Below are 21,458 nucleotides of genomic sequence, written 5' to 3' on the forward strand. Positions count from 1 at the left end.
TGGGGTCCCGCCAGCAGATCCACGTAGCGGCGCACCTCGCTGGCGACCCCGGATAGGGTCTGCACGAAGTTCAGCGCGGTGCGCTCGCCGGTCAGCAGCAGGCGGGAAGGGCCCTGCAGCTCAAACAGCGGCTGATCCGCCTTGACCGCGTCGCCATCGTCAACCAGCCAGGTGACGCTGACGTCATCGCCGGCCAGCTGAATAAAGACCTCTTCCACCCAGCGCTTGCCGCAAAACACGCCGTCTTCGCGCGTAATGACCACCGCGTGCGAGCGTGCGCTTTCCGGCAATAATTGCGCGCTAATATCGTTGTTAGCATCAACTTCGCCGCCTAAATCTTCGCGCAGGGACTGGGCTACGGCATCGGTAATATCGAGGTTAATACGTTCCAGCAGCGCGTCACGGCGGCGGTCGGGGTTGTAGCGACGAGGCGACATGATAAAGCTCCAGATAGATAAGATTCAGAAGTGGGAAACATGCTAACCTGAACGGCGTTTCTACACCATATACTCTTCATCCTTCAGGCTATTGCAGCGTTGGCGTGGCTGCGCTGTAGAGGTTGAGGCGCGGCACCCGCTCCTTTGCTAAAGGGCGGGCAGGTCGAACTGGCGGATGGCGCATTTTCCGCTGCCGGCTGCGGCGATCGGTTCCGAACGAATTTGGGTATGATAATCGGCATCCCCGGGCCATGGGCGGCCCGGGAGCATGCGTTAGTGAAAGGAGACTCCGCAATGCAGTTGAACGGAGGATGGCTGGTGGGCGCGCGTCGGGTACCTTCGCCGCACCATGATTGCCGCCCGGATGATGAAACCCCCTCTCTGCTGGTGGTGCATAATATTAGCCTGCCGCCGGGTGAATTTGGCGGTCCGTGGATTGATGCTCTGTTCAGCGGCACGCTCGATCCCACCGCGCATCCCTATTTTGCCGGGATCGCTCAGCTGCGGGTTTCGGCGCATTGTCTGATTCGCCGCGATGGTGAAATCGTGCAGTATGTGCCTTTCGATAAGCGCGCGTGGCATGCCGGCGTCTCCTGCTATCAGGGGCGCGAGCGCTGCAACGACTTCTCTATTGGTATTGAGCTGGAAGGTACGGACACACTGGCCTATACCGACGCGCAGTATCAGCAGCTGGCCGCGGTTACGCGGCTGCTGACCGCGCTGTATCCGGCCATCGCTGAAAACATGACCGGCCATAGCGATATCGCGCCGGTGCGTAAAACGGATCCCGGCCCGGCGTTTGACTGGGCAAAATTTCGCGGTCTGTTGACCGCTTCGTCAGATAAGGAGATGCCATGACGTTGTTTTCTACGCTGCTGGTTCTCATCGCCGAACGCCTGTTTAAGCTGGGCGAGCACTGGCAGCTCGATCATCGACTCGAAGTCCTGTTCCGTCGCGTGAAGCACTTTTCGCTTTTCGGCACGCTGCTGATGGCGGCGGTGGCGATGGTCGCAGTGTACATTATTCAGCGCCTGCTGCACGGCGTGCTGTTTAACGTTCCGCTGCTGGTGTTCTGGATCCTGCTCGGCCTGCTGTGCATTGGCGCCGGCAAAGTTCGCCTGCACTATCACGCCTACCTGAAGGCCGCTTCCCGCAATGATAAGCATGCCAGCGACGCGATGGCCAGCGAGCTAACGCTTATCCACGGCGTTCCGCCGGGCTGCGACAATCGTGAATACCTCAGCGAGCTGCAGAATGCGCTGCTGTGGATCAACTACCGCTACTACCTTGCGCCGCTGTTCTGGTTTGTGGTCGGCGGGCCGTGGGGCCCGATCACGCTGATTGGCTACAGCGTTCTGCGCGCATGGCAGTCGTGGCTGGCCCGCTATCAAACGCCACACCACCGTTTACAGTCAGGAATAGACGGCATTTTGCACGTCGTGGACTGGGTGCCGGTGCGGCTGGTTGGCGTGGTTTACGCGCTGGTGGGGCACGGCGAGAGGGCGCTACCCGCCTGGTTCGCCTCGCTGGGCGATCGCCATTCGTCGCAGTATCAGGTGCTAACGCGCCTGGCGCAGTTCTCGCTCGCCCGCGAGCCGCATGTCGACAAGGTCGAGACGCCAAAGGCCGCCGTCTCAATGGCCAAGAAAACGTCGCTGGTGGTGGTGGTGATTATGGCCCTGCTGACGATTTACGGCACGCTGATTTAAGCGCCCGCCCGGCGGCGGGCGCGACGCTTAGTCTGTATCCGCAGGCGGGATGCCAAAATCAGGCATCCCGTTTTCTTGCCAGACGATCCGCTTCAGCCGCGTATGGCGATTAGGGTCGTACAGCGGGTCGCCTTCAATTTCGGTGTAGTTTCGCGCGTGATACACCAGCACGTCTTCTCCTTCCTCCGTTTGCGTAAAGGCGTTGTGCCCGGGACCATACTGGCGGTTCGCATCGCTGGTGCAAAACACCGGCTGTGGCGATTTATGCCAGTTCTCCGGCCGCAGCGGGTCGGCCTGACGGTCGATCCACAGCAGCCCCATGCAGTAGTTCTCATCCGTGGCGCTGGCGGAGTAGCTCACGAACAGTTTGTCCTCATGAAACAGCGCTGCCGGGCCCTCGTTCACCAGAAAACCGCGGCACTCCCAGTCAAACTCCGGCTTACTCAGCATCACGGGATCGCCTTTCAGCGTCCATGGGTTTTCCAGCTCTGCCAGATACAGATTCGAGTTGCCGTCGATATCGGGGGCCTTTTGCGCCCAGAGATACCACTGCTTTCCCTGATGACGGAAGGTGGTGGCATCCAGCGCAAAGGTGTCAAAGGGCGTTTTCACCCGGCCTTTTTCTCTCCATCTGCCGGTCAGCGGATCGGCGTCATCGCATTCAAGCACGAACATGCGGTGCTGGAACATGCCCAGCGCGTCGAGATCGTGGGTATGGGTTGCCGCGAAGTAGATGTACCATTTCCCGTCAATTTCATGCAGTTCCGGAGCCCAAATCAGCTGGCTCATCGGGCCGCTTTCCGGCTTGCGCCAGACGACCGCCGGCGGCGCCTCGCGCAGGCCCTCCAGCGTTGCGGCGCGGCGGATCTCCAGCCGGTCATACTCCGGGACCGAAGCAATAAAATAGTAGTGCTGCCGATGGCGCAGAATAAACGGGTCCGCGCGCTGTTCAATAAACGGATTCGGCCAGTTGTTCATCAGGCTTTCCTTATCTGTTCGCTGGTTTTGAGGTCCTGAAGTTCGTTCAGCTCGCCGTAGTTGACGCGGCGCTTCTCGAGGTCGGCCTGGATTTGGCTCATAAACTCGCGATTCACTTTTAGCATCTTCACCACTCCTGCGGTCAGCAGATAGCCGATGCCCGGAATAATGCTGAACAGCAGGACAATGCCGTTTACGGCGGAGGCGCTTTGCTCTTTGGCCCCGGAATCATAGCCGTACCAGGAGAGCAGGAAGCCGACCATCGCCCCGGCTACCGCCAGCCCAACCTTCAGGAAGAAGAGGTTGCCGGAGAAGCTAATGCCGGTGATGCGTTTGCCGGTTTTCCACTCGCCGTAGTCATCAACATCGGCCATCAGCGACCAGTGCAGCGGCGATGGGATCTGATGGAGGATGTTAAGCAGGAAGTAGAGCACCATAATCATCGTGGTGGCGTGCGGGTCGAAGAAGTAGAAGGCGCAGGAGAAGATAGCCAGCACGATGTTGGTCCAGAAAAACACCTGCAGCTTGCACCAGCGGTCGGTCAGCACCTTGGCCAGCATACTGCCGATCATCATCCCGACGACGCCGAGGCTGATAAACAGGGTCGCGAAGTGGGTGCTTTGCTCCATCACCCAGGTTACGTAATACATGGTGGCGGCCATACGGATAAAGCCCGGACAGACGTTGCACAGCGTCAGCAGCAGAATGCGCACCCACTGGTCATTTTTCCAGACGTCTTTGAAATCCTTCTTCAGTTCATCATTGGTTTGCACCGCCGGACGCACGCGCTCACGTACCGTGGCGAAGCAGAATAAAAACATGCACATGCCGATAAGCGCCAGCACGGTCATCGCCATCTGGTAGCCTTTGGCTTTATCGGCGCCGCCGAACCAGTCCGCCATCGGCAGAAGCGTTAACGACAGCAGCAGCGTGGCAATCCCGACCATTACAAAGCGGTAGGACTGGCAGGCAACGCGCTCCCTGGGGTCATTAGTAATGACGCTGCCCAGCGAGCAGTAGGGAATATTGATGGCGGTATAGGTCAGCGAGAGCAGGAAGTAGGTGACGAAGGCATAGATAACCTTGCTGTTATACGTCCACTCGGGGGTGGTGAACATCAGGACGCTAAACAGAGCGTAGGGGAAGGCTATCCACAGCAGCCACGGGCGAAAGCGGCCATATTTGCTGCGGGTGCGGTCGGCCATTGCCCCCATGATGGGGTCGGTTACGGCGTCAATAACGCGCACCGAGAGCAGCAATACGCCGACCAGCGCCGGAGCGAGGCCAAATATATCGGTATAAAAATAGTTAACAAACAGCATGATGGCGCCAAAAATGATGTTACATCCGGCATCGCCCATCCCGTAGCCAATCTTTTCTTTCACTGAAAGCTTATTGTCTGCCATCTGGAGATCCTCCCCGTTGCGGTATGGAAGGATTATTTGCCGATGTGTTGTTTAATGCGTTGCAGTATCAGGTTAACGATATGGACAAAACGACTGATACAGGGGAAGTGTGAGGTGGGTAACAGTGCTCTGCGCCCGCAACGATGCGGCGGGCACAGAGTCTGGAGATGTATTAATGTGCTTTTACGGCGCTGGCGGTTCTTTGTTTGAGCAGGTAGCCGACGCCGAGAACGACAATCCACACCGGGATCAGGTAGACGGAAATGGCCATGCCCGGGGTGATCAGCATGATGACCAGTACCGCGACCATGAACAGCAGGCAGATCCAGTTACCGACCGGGTAGAACAGGGCCGGGAAGCGGGTAACCACGCCCTGCTGCTGTTTTGCGCGACGGAACTTGATGTGCGCCAGGCTGATCATCGCCCAGTTAATCACCAGGGCAGAGACAACCAGCGCCATCAGCAGACCAAACGCTGATTCAGGGGCGAGGTAGTTAATCAGCACGCACAGCGCTGTCACCACGGCGGAAACCAGGATGGTATTCACCGGTACGCCGCGCTTGTCGACGTTCATCAGCGCCTTCGGCGCGTTGCCCTGCTGGGCAAGGCCAAACAGCATCCGGCTGTTGCAGTAGACGCAGCTGTTATAGACCGACAGCGCGGCGGTCAGTACCACCACGTTCAGCGCGTTGGCGACGAAGGTATCCCCCAGCTCGTGGAAGATCAGCACAAACGGACTGGTGTCTGCGGTCACGCGGGTCCACGGCAGCAGAGAGAGCAGTACCGCCAGCGAGCCCACGTAGAAGATCAGAATACGGTAGATAACCTGATTGGTGGCTTTGGGAATGCTCTGCTCCGGGTTATCCGCTTCCGCGGCGGTGATCCCTACCAGCTCCAGGCCGCCAAATGAGAACATGATGATGGCCATCATCATCACCAGCCCGGTGAAGCCGTGCGGCAGGAAGCCGCCCTGATCCCACAGGTTACGAACGGTTGCCTGCGGGCCGCCGTTGCCGCTGAATAGCAGCCAGCCGCCGAACAGAATCATCGCCACAACGGCAACGACTTTAATAATGGCGAACCAGAACTCCATCTCGCCGAAGACCTTCACGTTGGTGAGGTTGATGGCGTTAATGGCAACGAAGAAGATCGCCGCAGAAACCCAGGTTGGGATCTCGGGCCACCAGAACTGAACGTATTTTCCGACCGCGGTCAGTTCCGCCATGGCGACCAGAACGTACAGCACCCAGTAGTTCCAGCCTGAGGCAAAGCCGGCAAAACCGCCCCAGTACTTATAGGCGAAATGACTGAATGACCCTGCCACCGGCTCTTCCACAACCATCTCGCCGAGCTGGCGCATAATCAGAAAAGCAATAAAACCGGCGATGGCATAGCCAAGGATAATACCGGGACCTGCTGACTGGATAACGGACGCGCTGCCGAGAAACAGGCCGGTACCGATAGCGCCGCCCAGAGCAATAAGCTGTATATGGCGGTTTTTCAGGCCGCGCTTTAGCCGATCGCCTTGCTGTTGACCTTCCATCATGAAACCTCGTGTGTGGTTATTTTGCGTTTACGCTTCATCCTTCAGGCTGTTGCTTTATTGTCGGTCCCTGCCAGATAGCATAGCTATCCCTATTGCCGGGAGTTGATGACCAGCCCTGTTATGCATGATTCTGCGTCGACATTATTGTGTTGTGTAATTATGAAATTCCGTTTCTGTATTAATTTCTTTACGCAAGGCGGAATATAAAATCACTAAAAGGCCTTTTGTATCATGGAGAATAGTGATAAGTGCGGGCGAATGCACCTGCTTTATGAAGGGGTGATGACGAAGCGAACAAAAAGAAACCATTTGTAAATAGGGCGGCGATGGGCGCTTTTAACCCTTAATGACTAACCACGCAATAAAAGTGAATATAAAGGCGATTTTTAGCCTGTTGAATCGGTTCAGATAGCCTGTTTTACGTTTCATAAAAGTTAATGCTACCTCCAACGGGGTAAAGACATCATTTGTGAGAAGTTACAATTCTGAAATGTTATTTCTGTAAGGTTGTTAAAATGTGCCTGCTTTACTGATTTCAATCAAAACCTGTATGGACAGAAGGTGAATACTTTGTTACTTTACCGCTACGAACTGCGAATTGGTAAGACCAATTGACTACGGGCTAATGGCAGAGACAGGGAATATGGCCTACAGCAAAATCCGCCAACCAAAACTATCTGATGTGATTGAGCAGCAGCTAGAGTTTTTAATCCTTGAGGGGACGTTGCGCCCCGGTGAAAAACTCCCGCCTGAACGCGAACTGGCTAAACAGTTCGACGTTTCCCGTCCCTCGCTGCGTGAGGCGATTCAACGCCTCGAAGCCAAGGGCCTGTTGCTTCGTCGCCAGGGCGGTGGAACTTTTGTACAGAGCAGCCTGTGGCAGAGCTTCAGCGACCCGCTGGTAGAGCTCCTGTCCGATCACCCTGAATCCCAATTCGATCTGCTGGAAACCCGTCACGCGCTTGAAGGCATCGCGGCTTATTACGCGGCGCTGCGCAGCAATGATGCTGACCGCGAGCGTATTCGCGAGCTGCATCAGGCTATTGAACGGGCTCAGCAGTCCGGCGATCTGGATGCCGAATCCGATGCCGTCGTCCAGTATCAAATTGCCGTCACCGAAGCAGCGCATAATGTTGTGCTGCTGCATCTGCTACGCTGCATGGAGCCGATGCTGGCGCAAAACGTTCGTCAGAACTTTGAATTGTTGTACGCCCGTCGGGAAATGCTCCCGCAGGTCAGCAATCATCGCACGCGTATTTTCGAGGCGATAATCGCCGGGGAGCCGGAGCAGGCGCGTGAAGCGTCGCACCGACACCTGGCATTCATTGAAGAAATTTTGCTGGATCGTAGCCGTGAGGAGAGTCGTCGAGAACGCTCACTGCGTCGTTTACAGCAACGGAAAGATGAGAACTCCGGTTCTTAAGCGCCATTTTTTAGAGCGCGGCAACTAAACGCAGAACCTGTCTTATTGTGCTTTTGGTTGTTCAAATAGTTCGGGTTATATCGCGGCGGCAAGCGCGCGAATCCCCGGGAGCATAGCTAACTATGTGACCGGGGTGAGGAAGCGCAGCCAACAAAGAGATAACCTGAAATATGAAGAACAAAGAGTGCAATGGGACAGGTTCCAGATTAATCAACGATTAGATAGATAAGGAATACCCCCCATGTCAGAACGTTTACCAAATGACGTGGATCCGATCGAAACTCGCGACTGGCTACAGGCGATCGAATCGGTCATCCGTGAAGAAGGTGTTGAGCGCGCTCAGTATCTGATTGACCAACTCCTTTCTGAAGCCCGCAAAGGCGGGGTGAAGGTTGCTGCTGGCACATCTACTGGCAGTTACGTCAACACTATTGCCGTTGAAGATGAACCGGAATACCCGGGGAATCTCGATCTGGAACGTCGCATTCGTTCTGCGATTCGCTGGAACGCCATCATGACCGTTCTGCGCGCATCGAAAAAGGATCTTGAGCTGGGCGGCCACATGGCTTCCTTCCAGTCCTCCGCAACCTTCTATGAAGTGTGCTTCAACCACTTCTTCCGTGCGCGCAATGAGCAGGATGGCGGCGACCTGGTTTACTTCCAGGGCCACATCTCTCCGGGCGTCTACGCACGTGCGTTCCTCGAAGGTCGTCTGACCGAAGAGCAGATGAACAACTTCCGTCAGGAAGTGCATGGCAAAGGCCTCTCTTCCTACCCGCACCCGAAACTGATGCCGACCTTCTGGCAGTTCCCGACCGTATCCATGGGTCTGGGCCCAATCGGTGCAATCTACCAGGCTAAATTCCTGAAATATCTGGAACACCGTGGCCTGAAAGATACTTCTAAACAGACCGTTTACGCCTTCCTGGGCGACGGCGAGATGGATGAGCCGGAATCTAAAGGCGCTATCACCATCGCGACCCGTGAAAAACTGGATAACCTGGTCTTCGTCATCAACTGCAACCTGCAGCGTCTGGACGGCCCGGTCACCGGTAACGGCAAAATCATTAACGAACTGGAAGGCATCTTTGCCGGTGCTGGCTGGAACGTTATCAAGGTTATCTGGGGCGGCCGCTGGGATGAGCTGCTGCGTAAAGACACCAGCGGTAAGCTGATTCAGCTGATGAACGAAACCGTTGATGGCGACTACCAGACCTTCAAATCCAAAGACGGTGCCTACGTACGCGAGCACTTCTTCGGTAAATATCCGGAAACCGCAGCGCTGGTTGCTGACTGGACTGACGAGCAGATCTGGGCCCTGAACCGCGGCGGTCACGATCCGAAGAAAGTCTTCGCTGCACTGAAAAAAGCGCAGGAAACCACCGGCAAAGCTACCGTCATCCTGGCCCATACCATCAAAGGTTACGGCATGGGTGATACCGCTGAAGGTAAAAACATCGCTCACCAGGTGAAGAAAATGAACATGGACGGCGTACGCTACGTCCGCGATCGTTTCAACGTGCCGGTTGCCGATGCTGATATCGAAAAACTGCCGTACGTGACCTTCCCGGAAGGTTCCGAAGAGCACACCTATCTGCACGCCCAGCGTGAGAAACTCCACGGCTACCTGCCGACCCGTCAGCCTAACTTCGATGAGAAGCTGGAGCTGCCGACCCTGGAAGATTTCGGCCCGCTGCTGGAAGAGCAGAACAAAGAGATTTCTACCACCATCGCCTTCGTTCGTGCCCTGAACGTGATGCTGAAGAACAAGTCCATTAAAGACCGCCTGGTGCCGATCATCGCCGATGAAGCGCGTACCTTTGGTATGGAAGGCCTGTTCCGTCAGATCGGTATCTACAGCCCGAACGGTCAGCAGTACACCCCGCAGGACCGTGAGCAGGTTGCTTACTATAAAGAAGACGAGAAAGGTCAGATCCTGCAGGAAGGTATCAACGAACTGGGTGCCGGCGCATCCTGGCTGGCCGCTGCGACCTCTTACAGCACCAACAACCTGCCGATGATCCCGTTCTACATCTACTACTCCATGTTCGGGTTCCAGCGTATCGGTGACCTGTGCTGGCAGGCAGGCGATCAGCAGGCTCGCGGCTTCCTGGTCGGCGGTACTTCCGGTCGTACGACGCTGAACGGCGAAGGTCTGCAGCACGAAGATGGTCACAGCCATATTCAGTCTCTGACTATCCCGAACTGTATCTCTTACGATCCGTCTTACGCGTACGAAGTTGCCGTCATCATGCACGATGGCCTGGAGCGTATGTATGGTGAGAAACAAGAGAACGTTTACTACTACATCACCACGCTGAACGAAAACTACCACATGCCGGCCATGCCGGAAGGCGCTGAGGAAGGTATCCGTAAAGGTATCTACAAACTCGACACCCTCGAAGGTAGCAAAGGTAAAGTTCAGCTGCTGGGCTCCGGTTCTATCCTGCGTCACGTGCGTGAAGCAGCAGAGATTCTGGCGAAAGACTACGGCGTAGGTTCTGACGTCTACAGCGTAACCTCCTTCACCGAGCTGGCGCGCGATGGCCAGGACTGTGAGCGTTGGAACATGCTGCACCCGCTGGAAACCCCGCGTGTACCGTACATCGCTCAGGTGATGAACGACGCACCGGCCGTAGCGTCTACTGACTATATGAAACTGTTCGCCGAGCAGGTTCGTACCTATGTACCGGCTGATGATTACCGCGTACTGGGTACCGACGGCTTTGGTCGCTCTGACAGCCGTGAAAACCTGCGTCACCACTTCGAAGTAGATGCTTCCTACGTGGTTGTTGCGGCGCTGGGCGAACTGGCTAAACGTGGTGAAATCGATAAGAAAGTTGTGGCAGAAGCAATCGCCAAATTTAACATCGATGCAGATAAAGTTAACCCGCGTCTGGCGTAAGAGGTAAGAGAATAATGGCTATCGAAATCAACGTACCGGATATCGGGGCAGATGAAGTTGAAATCACCGAAATCCTGGTCAAAGTTGGCGACAAAGTTGAAGCTGAACAGTCGCTGATCACCGTAGAGGGTGACAAAGCCTCTATGGAAGTCCCGTCTCCGCAGGCTGGCGTCGTCAAAGAGATTAAAGTCTCCGTTGGCGACAAAACCGAGACCGGTAAACTTATCATGATTTTCGATTCCGCCGATGGTGCAGCAGCCGCTGCACCTGCGCAGGAAGAGAAAGCAGCAGCGCCAGCTCCGGCCGCTGCACCGGCTGCGGCCGCGGCGAAAGACGTACACGTGCCTGACATCGGCGGCGACGAAGTAGAAGTCACCGAGATCATGGTTAAAGTGGGCGACACCGTTACGGCTGAACAGTCTCTGATTACCGTTGAAGGCGACAAAGCGTCAATGGAAGTCCCGGCTCCGTTCGCGGGTACCGTGAAAGAGATCAAAATCAGCGCTGGCGACAAAGTCTCCACCGGCTCGCTGATCATGGTCTTCGAAGTGGCGGGTGCGGCACCTGCTGCTGCCGCAGCAGCACCGGCACAGGCGGCCGCTCCGGCGGCAGCGGCTCCGGCTGGCGCGAAAGACGTTAACGTACCGGATATCGGCGGTGACGAAGTTGAAGTGACTGAAGTGATGGTGAAAGTGGGCGACAAAGTTGCCGCTGAACAGTCACTGATCACCGTAGAGGGTGACAAAGCCTCTATGGAAGTTCCGGCTCCGTTCGCGGGTACCGTGAAAGAGATCAAAATCAGCACCGGCGACAAAGTCTCTACCGGCTCGCTGATTATGGTCTTCGAAGTTGAAGGCGCGGCGCCTGCTGCGGCTCCGGCGGCAGCTGCTCCGGCACCTGCAGCGGCTGCACCGGCTCCGACTGCGAAAGCGGCGGCCCCTGCTGCGAAAGCTGAAGGCAAATCCGAGTTCGCTGAGAACGATGCCTACGTCCATGCGACTCCGCTGATCCGCCGCCTGGCGCGCGAATTTGGCGTGAACCTGGCGAAAGTGAAAGGCTCCGGTCGTAAAGGCCGCATCCTGCGCGAAGACGTTCAGGCCTACGTGAAAGATGCCGTTAAGCGCGCTGAGTCTGCGCCTGCTGCCGCTACCGGCGGCGGTATCCCGGGCATGCTGCCGTGGCCGAAAGTGGACTTCAGCAAGTTTGGTGAAGTTGAAGAAGTTGAGCTGGGCCGTATCCAGAAAATCTCTGGTGCTAACCTGAGCCGTAACTGGGTGATGATCCCGCACGTTACGCACTTCGACAAAACCGACATCACTGACCTCGAAGCGTTCCGTAAGCAGCAGAACGCGGAAGCTGAGAAGCGTAAGCTGGACGTGAAATTCACCCCGGTGGTCTTCATCATGAAAGCGGTTGCCGCTGCGCTTGAGCAGATGCCTCGCTTCAACAGCTCCCTGTCCGAAGATGCGCAGCGTCTGACGCTGAAAAAGTACATCAACATCGGTGTGGCGGTTGATACGCCTAATGGTCTGGTTGTTCCGGTCTTCAAGGACGTGAACAAGAAGAGCATTACCGAGCTGTCCCGTGAACTGACGGTGATCTCTAAGAAAGCGCGTGACGGTAAGCTGACCGCTGGCGAAATGCAGGGCGGTTGCTTCACCATCTCCAGCATCGGCGGCCTGGGTACCACCCACTTCGCGCCGATTGTTAACGCGCCGGAAGTGGCTATCCTCGGTGTGTCCAAATCCGCGATGGAACCGGTATGGAATGGTAAAGAGTTCGTTCCGCGTCTGATGATGCCGATCTCTCTCTCCTTCGACCACCGCGTGATCGACGGTGCTGATGGTGCTCGCTTTATTACCATCATCAACAACACCCTGAGCGATATTCGCCGCCTGGTGATGTAAGCGAAAAGCCGGCCTGACGGCCGGCTTTTTTCTGGTAACCTCGCGCGCGTTTTGGGGTTATCGGCAATAAAGGACAAAATCGTTTGCCGTTTGTTGTTTCAAAATTGTTAACAATTTTGTAAAATGCACGCGGATAGAACGTCCCGGTGGATATAAGGGTATTAATATACATACCCTATGGATTTCTGGATGCAGCAAGGCAGCAAGCGCCAGAATCCCCAGGAGCTTACTCAAGTAAGTGGCTGGGGGGAAGGCGTGAAGCTAACGCAGTTGCGGCCTGAAAGACGACGGGTATGACCGCCGGATACTAACTACAGAGGTCATGATGAGTACTGAAATCAAAACTCAGGTCGTGGTACTTGGGGCTGGTCCCGCAGGTTATTCTGCTGCCTTCCGTTGCGCTGACTTAGGTCTGGAAACCGTCATCGTCGAACGTTACAGCACCCTGGGCGGTGTTTGTCTGAACGTCGGCTGTATCCCTTCTAAAGCGCTGCTGCACGTGGCTAAAGTTATCGAAGAAGCGAAAGCGCTGGCCGAACACGGTATTGTTTTCGGTGAGCCGAAAACCGATATCGACAAAATTCGTACCTGGAAAGAGAAAGTTATCACTCAGCTGACCGGTGGTCTGGCCGGTATGGCCAAAGGCCGTAAAGTGAAAGTGGTAAACGGTCTGGGTAAATTTACCGGGGCTAACACCCTGGAAGTTGAAGGCGAAAACGGCAAAACCGTGATCAACTTCGACAACGCCATCATCGCGGCGGGTTCCCGTCCGATCGAACTGCCGTTCATTCCGCATGAAGATCCGCGCGTGTGGGACTCCACCGACGCCCTCGAACTGAAATCCGTACCTAAGCGCCTGCTGGTTATGGGGGGCGGTATCATCGGTCTGGAAATGGGTACCGTTTACCATGCGCTGGGTTCAGAGATTGACGTGGTTGAAATGTTCGACCAGGTTATCCCGGCCGCCGATAAAGACGTGGTGAAAGTCTTCACTAAACGCATCAGCAAGAAGTTCAACCTGATGCTGGAAACCAAAGTGACCGCCGTTGAAGCAAAAGAAGACGGTATCTACGTTTCCATGGAAGGCAAAAAGGCCCCGGCTGAAGCGCAGCGTTACGACGCCGTGCTGGTAGCTATCGGCCGCGTACCGAACGGTAAAAACCTCGATGCGGGCAAAGCCGGCGTTGAAGTTGACGAACGCGGCTTCATCCGCGTTGATAAGCAGCTGCGTACCAACGTACCGCACATCTTCGCTATCGGCGATATCGTCGGTCAGCCGATGCTGGCGCACAAAGGCGTTCACGAAGGCCACGTTGCCGCAGAAGTTATTTCTGGCCTGAAGCACTACTTCGACCCGAAAGTGATCCCGTCAATCGCCTATACCGAACCGGAAGTTGCCTGGGTTGGTCTGACCGAGAAAGAAGCGAAAGAGAAAGGCATCAGCTACGAAACTGCCACCTTCCCGTGGGCAGCATCCGGCCGTGCGATCGCTTCCGATTGTGCAGACGGTATGACCAAACTGATCTTCGACAAAGAGACCCACCGTGTTATCGGCGGCGCGATTGTCGGCACCAACGGCGGCGAGCTGCTGGGTGAGATCGGTCTGGCTATCGAAATGGGCTGTGACGCAGAAGATATCGCTCTGACCATCCACGCGCACCCGACTCTGCACGAGTCCGTTGGCCTGGCGGCAGAAGTCTTCGAAGGTAGCATCACCGACCTGCCGAACGCGAAAGCGAAGAAAAAGTAACTTTTTCTTTCCGGCAAAAAGCATAAGCGGCTCTGTGAGCCGCTTTTTTTATGCCTGATGTTTAGATCTGTGTCTGCGTTAATAACCTGCTACAGGTTATAGATACTTTGACAATAATTACTAAGTAAACTTATAGCTGGTTAATTATTAGTGGGGTGGGTTATGAAACGCTTTTTAACAACGACGTTGTTAGCGGCAACGCTGGCATCCGCTATGGCCTGTGCCGCCGATCCTTCCATTCCGTGGGCTGACAACAGCGGCGGCACGGAAAATACGCATATTGCCACGATGGGGCAGAACCTGAATACGCAGCACCAGGCGATCAGCAAAACGAGTGAAGGCGTCTGGGCGGCGAACTCGGGCAGCATCAGGGGTGATGAAGCCGCACTGAGCAGCACGAAGCCGGCATTTAGCGGCTACCCGCAGCTGATGCCCCATCAGGGCTAAAATCGTTTCAGCTTCGCAGCGCCCGGCGCGGGATGAGGCGCCGGGCATATTTTATGCTTTTTTCCTGAAAGGGCGCGCCAGCCGCACGGCGGGATGAAGCCGCTGATTTTGCCGGAAGAGGGGTCAGCCGCCGGTAGCAACATGAAATTTATATACCGGGAAACCGGTGTAAAGGCTGCAAAATCCTGCCCTTAACGATTCAGCTAATTTTTAATGTTGCTTTTTTGTAAACAGATTAACACCTCCCCAAAATCCTGCTATGCTGCCGACGCGGTATCGGGCATTTACCCTACAAACTGCTGTCTCACAGGAGCGTGAAGAGAATCGCCTACCGCATTTTACAATGAGAGCGAGGAGAACCGTCGTGCTAGAAGAATACCGTAAGCACGTAGCTGAGCGTGCAGCCGTTGGGATTGTTGCCAAACCCTTAGATGCAACCCAAATGGCCGCGCTGGTAGAACTGCTGAAAAACCCGCCAGCGGGTGAAGAAGAATTCCTGTTAGACCTGTTAATTAACCGCGTACCGCCGGGCGTCGACGAAGCCGCCTACGTTAAAGCCGGATTCCTTGCCGCCATCACCAAAGGTGAAGCGACCTCCCCACTGGTTACCCCTGAAAAAGCCGTTGAACTGCTGGGCACCATGCAGGGCGGTTACAACATTCACCCGCTGATTGACGCGCTGGACGATGCCAAACTGGCTCCGATTGCCGCGAAAGCGCTGTCCCATACGCTGCTGATGTTCGATAACTTCTATGATGTAGAAGAGAAAGCGAAAGCGGGTAACGAACACGCTAAGCAGGTGATGCAATCCTGGGCCGACGGCGAGTGGTTCCTGAGCCGCCCGCAGCTGGCGGAAAAAATCACCGTCACCGTTTTCAAAGTTACCGGTGAAACGAACACCGATGACCTTTCCCCGGCGCCGGACGCCTGGTCCCGCCCGGATATCCCCCTGCACGCGCTGGCGATGCTGAAAAACGCCCGTGAAGGCATCGAACCGGATCAGCCGGGAGCGGTTGGCCCGATCAAGCAAATTGAAGCGCTGCAGAAAAAAGGCTTCCCGCTGGCCTACGTTGGCGACGTTGTCGGTACCGGCTCTTCGCGTAAATCTGCCACCAACTCGGTGCTGTGGTTTATGGGCGACGATATCCCGAACGTGCCGAACAAGCGCGGCGGCGGCCTGTGCCTTGGCGGAAAAATTGCACCAATCTTCTTTAACACTATGGAAGATGCGGGCGCGCTGCCGATTGAAGTGGACGTCAACGACCTGAATATGGGCGACGTCATTGACGTTTACCCGTTCAAAGGCGAAGTGCGTAACCACGAAACCGATGCGCTGCTGGCGACCTTCGAGCTGAAAACCGACGTGCTGATCGACGAAGTCCGCGCCGGTGGCCGTATTCCGCTGATTATCGGTCGTGGCCTGACGACCCGCGCGCGCGACGCTCTGGGCCTGCCGCACAGCGACGTTTTCCGTCATGCGAAAGACGTTGCCGAAAGCACCAGCGGCTTCTCGCTGGCGCAGAAAATGGTTGGCCGCGCCTGCGGCGTTGCCGGCATTCGTCCTGGCGCCTACTGCGAGCCGAAAATGACCTCCGTTGGTTCCCAGGATACCACCGGTCCGATGACCCGCGATGAGCTGAAAGACCTGGCGTGCCTGGGCTTCTCTGCGGACCTGGTGATGCAGTCCTTCTGCCATACCGCGGCCTATCCGAAGCCGGTCGACGTGACCACGCACCATACTCTGCCTGACTTCATTATGAACCGCGGCGGCGTCTCTCTGCGTCCGGGCGATGGCGTTATCCACTCGTGGCTGAACCGTATGCTGCTGCCGGACACCGTCGGCACCGGCGGCGACTCCCATACCCGTTTCCCGATCGGTATCTCCTTCCCGGCGGGCTCTGGTCTGGTGGCGTTTGCCGCCGCCACCGGCGTCATGCCGCTGGATATGCCGGAATCCGTGCTGGTGCGCTTTAAAGGGAAGATGCAGCCGGGGATCACCCTGCGCGATCTGGTTCACGCCATCCCGCTGTACGCCATCAAGCAGGGCCTGCTGACCGTTGAGAAGAAAGGGAAGAAAAACATCTTCTCCGGACGCATTCTGGAAATCGAAGGCCTGCCGGATCTGAAAGTTGAGCAGGCGTTTGAGCTCACCGATGCCTCCGCCGAGCGTTCTGCTGCTGGCTGTACCATCAAGCTGAACCAGGAGCCGATCGTTGAGTATCTGAACTCCAACATCGTTCTGCTGAAGTGGATGATTGCCGAAGGTTACGGCGATCGCCGCACCCTGGAGCGTCGCGTTCAGGGGATGGAAAAATGGCTGGCGGATCCGCAGCTGCTCGAAGCCGATGCGGATGCGGAATATGCCGCGGTTATCGACATCGATCTGGCGGATATCAAAGAGCCGATCCTCTGCGCACCGAACGACCCGGACGACGCTCGTCTGCTGTCCGACGTTCAGGGTGAGAAGATCGACGAAGTCTTTATCGGCTCCTGCATGACCAACATCGGCCACTTCCGCGCCGCAGGTAAGCTGCTGGATAGCCACAAAGGCCAGCTGCCGACTCGTCTGTGGGTGGCTCCGCCAACCCGTATGGATGCGGCTCAGCTGACCGAAGAAGGCTACTACAGCGTCTTTGGTAAGAGCGGCGCGCGTATCGAAATCCCGGGCTGCTCCCTGTGCATGGGCAACCAGGCGCGCGTAGCCGACGGTGCGACGGTGGTTTCCACCTCAACCCGTAACTTCCCGAACCGTCTGGGGACCGGCGCGAACGTCTACCTGGCTTCCGCTGAGCTGGCGGCCGTGGCTTCACTGCTCGGCAAGCTGCCGACGCCGGAGGAGTACCAGACCTTCGTCGCTCAGGTCGATCAGACGGCAGCGGATACCTACCGCTACCTGAACTTCAATCAGCTGGATCAGTACACTGAGAAAGCGGATGGGGTGATTTTCCAGACTGCGGTATAAGGTCACGCGTCAGCTCGCCTGACGAACTGGCCGTAAAGTCTCCAGTGCCCGGTAAACATTGCGTCACCGGGCATTTTTATTTCCAATCCTTCATCCTCCCCGCTTTTTTTCTTTCCCGGTGCTGCGATAATTACGCTATGGGTACAGTGCAGCGTGACGCATTGCCCTTGCAGAGGAAGAGACTATGGATTACGAATTTCTGCGCGATATTACCGGAGTGGTAAAGGTGCGGATGGCGATGGGCCACGAGGTGGTGGGGCACTGGTTTAATGAAGAGGTGAAGGATAATCTCGCCCTGCTGGATGAAGTGGAACAGGCCGCGCGTACCGTAAAAGGCAGCGAGCGCTCCTGGCAGCGTGCCGGGCATGAGTACACGTTATGGTTAGACGGCGAGGAGGTCATGATTCGCGCTAACCAGCTGGAGATTTCCGGCGATGAAATTGAAGAAGGGATGAGCTACTACGACGAAGAGAGCTTCTCCCTCTGCGGCGTCGAAGATTTTCTACAGGTCGTTGCCGCCTACCGTCGCTTCTTACAGGACCGCTAACCCCCCCGGCAGCGCTCTTTTTAGCGCTGCCCGCACCCTCCTTCTTGATTACATTTAATCAAATAATCAATAAATGGCTTAACGTTGACCCGGAACTGCGATCTAACCCTTATTTTTCCTTTTATTGATTTAATATAATCATTGTTGATTTAATTAAATCACTCAGGAGGGCGATATGAAAATTAAAGCGACAATAGAAAAAATCCCGGGAGGGATGATGGTCGTCCCGCTTGTGCTGGGGGCTATGCTCAACACCTTCGCCCCCGAGGCGCTGCAGGTGGGGGGCTTTACCACGGCATTATTTAAGAACGGCGCCGCGCCGCTTATCGGGGCGTTTTTACTCTGCATGGGGGCGGGTATCCATATAAAAGCCGCCCCTAAATCTCTGTTGATTGGCGGCGGTATTACCTTCACTAAGTTCGTTGTGGCGGTAGCGCTTGGATTTACCGTCGAGACGTTTTTTGGCGTCGACGGCCTGTGGGGGCTCTCTTCCGTCGCCATTATTGCCGCGATGAGCAACACTAACGGCGGCCTGTACGCCGCTCTGGCCGGCGAGTTTGGCAGCGAGAATGAGGTGGGGGCAACGCCGCTGATGTCGCTGAGCGACGGCCCGATACTGACGATGATCGCTCTGGGCGCGGCGGGTATGGCTAATATTCCGCTGATGTCGATCGTGGTGGTGCTGATCCCCATGCTTATCGGCATGCTGCTCGGCAATCTGGATGCGCAGATGCGCGAATTCCTCACTAAAGGCGGCCCGCTGCTGATCCCATTCTTTGCTTTTGCACTAGGCGCCGGAATCGACCTGTCCATGCTGTTGAAGGGCGGGCTTGCCGGGATCCTGCTGGGCGCGCTGACCACCCTGGTGGGCGGTTTCTTCAACATTAAAGTCGATCGCCTGCTGGGCGGGACCGGTATTGCCGGCGCAGCGGCCTCCAGCACCGCCGGTAACGCGGTCGCCACGCCGATGGCGATTGCGCAGGCGGATCCTGCGCTGGGCGCGATCGTGGCGGTGGCGACGCCGCTGGTGGCCACGTCGGTGATTGTCACCGCCCTCTTAACGCCAGCGCTGACGTCGTGGGTGGCGAAGCGTAACCAGCAGCAGGCGAAGATCGCCCTCGGGGAGAAACCGTAATGAAGATGATTGTTATCGCAGATGATTTTACCGGAGCAAATGATACAGGGGTCCAGCTGGCCAAAAAGGGAGCGCGCACTGAGGTCATGCTCGATGAACGACAGCAGGCGTCACGTAAGGCTGATGTCCTGGTGATCAATACCGAAAGCAGGGCGTTGGCGCCGGCTGAGGCGGCAGAGAGGGTGAGGGCGGCCGTTGCGCCCTGGTTTTGCGGGGGGGATAACCCGCCATTGGTATACAAAAAGATAGATTCGACGTTCCGCGGTAACGTCGGCGCGGAGGTCGAAGCGGCAATGCAGGCCTGCGGGGCCAGGCTGGCCATCGTGGCGGCAGCAATCCCTGCGGCGGGCAGGGTGACGATGAAGGGACAGTGTCTGGTACACGGCGTACCGCTCGTCGAAACAGAATTTGCCAGCGATCCAAAAACACCGATTATTTCGTCTCATATCAAGACATTGCTTGAATTGCAGACCGCCTGTCCGGTTTATGAGCTGGATCTGGCGACGGTACGTGGCGGTGGCTCAGGCGCCGAACTCCAGCGCTTAGGCGAGCGTGATGGCGGGATTGTGGTCGTTGATGCCGAAAATGACGGTGATTTAGCCCTGCTGGCGCAGGCGGTGGTTGGGCTTAACGACCGTTACCTGCTCGTCGGCGCGGCGGGTTTTGCTAACGCGCTGCCGACAGGCTGCTACCTCAGCCCACGACAGCAGCTGCCGGTGCTGGTGGTCGCCGGTTCGCTGAGTGAAGCGACCCGGCAGCAAATTGTGTTTGCGGCGAAAGAGAGAGCGCTGGGGATTGTGGATATTGACGTTGAGGCGCTGCTGCAAACGGACAGCGATAGCGTGAAGGAAAAGATCGTCCACCAGTCCACTGCCGTTTTGCGCGATCGCCAGCATTGTGTGTTGAGAACCAGCCGCGACGCCGATGCGCGCGGGATGATTGAGACGCTGTGCGAACGCTACCAGCTTTCACGCCAGCAGCTAGGAGATAGCATTAGCTCAGCGCTAGGCGATATCACGCTTGCCATCATCAATCGAGCGCAAATCGGGGGGCTGTTCCTCACGGGCGGAGATATTGCTATCGCCGTGGCGAGGGCGCTCGGCGCTGAGGGTTATCGCATCGACAGCGAGGTTGCGCCCTGCGTGCCCTGCGGAACGCTGGTTAACAGCGAAATTGACGATCTGCCGGTGATCACCAAAGCCGGCGGATTTGGCGGCGAAGCCACGCTTCGGGATGCACTTTATTTTATTGAGGATATGTACAGTGACAAATAACGTAATTGCCGTCACGATGGGCGACCCGGCAGGCATCGGGCCTGAAATCATTATCAAATCTCTGGCCGAAGGCGAGCTTTCCGGCACGCCGGCAGTCGTGGTGGGATGTCTACAGACGCTACAGCGTCTGCAGGCGGCCGGCGTCACCCCGCTCGTAGAATTACGCCCGATAAAGCAGGTTTCCCAGGCGCGCTTTGCGCCGGGGATCGTTAACGTCATTGACGAGCCCCTGAAAGAGCCTGCCATGCTCATACCGGGAAAAGTGCAGGCGCAGGCCGGCGATCTGGCTTACCGCTGCGTTAAGCGGGCCACCGAAATGGCGCTGGCGGGAGAGGTCTCCGCCATCGCGACCGCGCCGCTGAATAAAGAGGCGCTTCATCTGGCGGGGCACATGTATCCGGGCCATACGGAGCTGCTGGCCCGGCTGACGGACAGCCGCGATTATGCGATGGTGCTGTATACCGACAAGCTGAAGGTCATACACGTTTCGACGCATATTGCGCTGCGTAAATTCCTCGATACCCTGAACGGCGAGCGTATCAAAACGGTGATCTCGCTCGCTGACACTTTCCTACGGCGCGTGGGATTCAGCTCCCCGCGTATCGCGGTAGCCGGCGTTAATCCTCATGCCGGTGAAAACGGTCTTTTTGGCGATGAGGAGATCAATATTGTCGGCCCGGCGATTGCGCAGATGCGGCAGCGGGGAGTAGCCGTTTATGGCCCCTGCCCGCCGGATACCGTCTTTCTGCAGGCCTGGGAAGGGCAGTACGATATGGTGGTGGCGATGTACCACGATCAGGGGCATATTCCGTTGAAGCTGCTTGGCTTCTATGATGGCGTCAATATCACGGCCGGGCTGCCGTTTATCCGCACCTCAGCGGATCACGGCACCGCGTTTGATATTGCCTGGACAGGTAAAGCTAAGTCTGAGAGCATGGCGATCTCTATCCAGCTAGCCAGTCAGCTTGCTTAATTTATAGATCGTTATCCGGATTCATTCAGGTTGCACAAGGCGGCAGTCCGCGGTGCCTG

At 56.6% G+C, this 21,458-nt stretch carries 16 protein-coding genes; 12 read left to right on the forward strand and 4 right to left on the reverse strand.

What is annotated here, in order from left to right; genetic code table 11:
• The coding region (locus tag PFH44_RS07120; RefSeq protein ID WP_367575699.1) for a nicotinate-nucleotide diphosphorylase at nucleotides 1-437 on the reverse strand (437 nt) is incomplete at its 3' end.
• A gap of 294 nt (nucleotides 438-731) precedes the next feature.
• On the opposite strand from PFH44_RS07120, the gene ampD reads away from it, so the two are divergent.
• Both ampD and ampE read left to right on the forward strand, forming a co-directional pair.
• The gene (gene ampD / locus PFH44_RS07125; RefSeq protein ID WP_045859869.1) at nucleotides 732-1,295 is read left to right on the forward strand and encodes a 1,6-anhydro-N-acetylmuramyl-L-alanine amidase AmpD; all 564 of its coding nucleotides are present in this window, start codon (nucleotides 732-734) and stop codon (nucleotides 1,293-1,295) included.
• Nucleotides 1,292-2,146: a beta-lactamase regulator AmpE gene (gene ampE / locus PFH44_RS07130; RefSeq protein WP_045859866.1), complete on the forward strand. Its 855-nt coding sequence runs from the start codon at nucleotides 1,292-1,294 to the stop codon at nucleotides 2,144-2,146. The genes ampD and ampE overlap by 4 nt, the downstream gene beginning before the upstream one ends.
• A 27-nt stretch (nucleotides 2,147-2,173) precedes the next feature.
• On the opposite strand, the gene PFH44_RS07135 is transcribed toward ampE, so the two are convergent.
• The 3 genes from PFH44_RS07135 to aroP form a co-directional block, all read right to left on the reverse strand.
• Entirely contained in the window at nucleotides 2,174-3,124 is a 951-nt protein-coding gene (locus PFH44_RS07135) for a glycoside hydrolase family 43 protein (RefSeq protein WP_283824662.1), read from the reverse strand.
• The gene (locus PFH44_RS07140) at nucleotides 3,124-4,530 is read right to left on the reverse strand and encodes a glycoside-pentoside-hexuronide (GPH):cation symporter (protein ID WP_045859862.1); all 1,407 of its coding nucleotides are present in this window, start codon (nucleotides 4,528-4,530) and stop codon (nucleotides 3,124-3,126) included. The genes PFH44_RS07135 and PFH44_RS07140 overlap by 1 nt, the downstream gene beginning before the upstream one ends.
• A gap of 172 nt (nucleotides 4,531-4,702) precedes the next feature.
• Entirely contained in the window at nucleotides 4,703-6,076 is a 1,374-nt protein-coding gene (aroP, locus tag PFH44_RS07145) for an aromatic amino acid transporter AroP (RefSeq protein WP_161795724.1), read from the reverse strand.
• A 643-nt stretch (nucleotides 6,077-6,719) separates the two neighbouring features.
• Here aroP and pdhR point away from each other — a divergent pair.
• The 10 genes from pdhR (at nucleotide 6,720) to PFH44_RS07195 (ending at nucleotide 21,399) form a co-directional block, all read left to right on the forward strand.
• A complete protein-coding gene (gene pdhR, locus PFH44_RS07150; protein WP_004857919.1) occupies nucleotides 6,720-7,499 on the forward strand; it encodes a pyruvate dehydrogenase complex transcriptional repressor PdhR in 780 nt (259 codons plus the stop codon).
• A 241-nt stretch (nucleotides 7,500-7,740) separates the two neighbouring features.
• Nucleotides 7,741-10,404: a pyruvate dehydrogenase (acetyl-transferring), homodimeric type gene (gene aceE / locus PFH44_RS07155; RefSeq protein ID WP_045859858.1), complete on the forward strand. Its 2,664-nt coding sequence runs from the start codon at nucleotides 7,741-7,743 to the stop codon at nucleotides 10,402-10,404.
• Between the two features lie 14 nt (nucleotides 10,405-10,418).
• Nucleotides 10,419-12,311, forward strand: coding sequence for a pyruvate dehydrogenase complex dihydrolipoyllysine-residue acetyltransferase (gene aceF / locus PFH44_RS07160; protein ID WP_283824663.1), 1,893 nt, complete (start codon nucleotides 10,419-10,421; stop codon nucleotides 12,309-12,311).
• Nucleotides 12,312-12,636: 325 nt separating this feature from the next.
• On the forward strand, nucleotides 12,637-14,061 hold the full coding sequence (lpdA, locus tag PFH44_RS07165; RefSeq protein WP_045859854.1) for a dihydrolipoyl dehydrogenase: 1,425 nt from the start codon (nucleotides 12,637-12,639) through the stop codon (nucleotides 14,059-14,061).
• A 162-nt stretch (nucleotides 14,062-14,223) separates the two neighbouring features.
• A complete protein-coding gene (locus tag PFH44_RS07170) occupies nucleotides 14,224-14,508 on the forward strand; it encodes a hypothetical protein (protein ID WP_045859851.1) in 285 nt (94 codons plus the stop codon).
• A gap of 364 nt (nucleotides 14,509-14,872) precedes the next feature.
• Nucleotides 14,873-17,470: a bifunctional aconitate hydratase 2/2-methylisocitrate dehydratase gene (acnB, locus tag PFH44_RS07175; RefSeq protein ID WP_152644040.1), complete on the forward strand. Its 2,598-nt coding sequence runs from the start codon at nucleotides 14,873-14,875 to the stop codon at nucleotides 17,468-17,470.
• 184 nt (nucleotides 17,471-17,654) lie between these two features.
• Entirely contained in the window at nucleotides 17,655-18,017 is a 363-nt protein-coding gene (gene yacL / locus PFH44_RS07180) for a protein YacL (RefSeq protein WP_095103735.1), read from the forward strand.
• Nucleotides 18,018-18,192: 175 nt separating this feature from the next.
• The gene (locus PFH44_RS07185) at nucleotides 18,193-19,152 is read left to right on the forward strand and encodes a 2-keto-3-deoxygluconate permease (protein WP_045859844.1); all 960 of its coding nucleotides are present in this window, start codon (nucleotides 18,193-18,195) and stop codon (nucleotides 19,150-19,152) included.
• Nucleotides 19,152-20,426 (forward strand): D-threonate kinase, encoded by a 1,275-nt coding sequence (gene dtnK / locus PFH44_RS07190; RefSeq protein ID WP_283824664.1) that lies wholly within the window; start codon nucleotides 19,152-19,154, stop codon nucleotides 20,424-20,426. The genes PFH44_RS07185 and dtnK overlap by 1 nt, the downstream gene beginning before the upstream one ends.
• Complete coding sequence (locus tag PFH44_RS07195; RefSeq protein ID WP_045859840.1) at nucleotides 20,386-21,399, forward strand: D-threonate 4-phosphate dehydrogenase; 1,014 nt, start codon at nucleotides 20,386-20,388, stop codon at nucleotides 21,397-21,399. The genes dtnK and PFH44_RS07195 overlap by 41 nt, the downstream gene beginning before the upstream one ends.
• The last annotated feature ends 59 nt before the right edge of the window (nucleotides 21,400-21,458 follow it).

Source organism: Klebsiella sp. Ech2A (assembly GCF_030078455.1).
GTDB lineage: Bacteria > Pseudomonadota > Gammaproteobacteria > Enterobacterales > Enterobacteriaceae > Klebsiella > Klebsiella terrigena.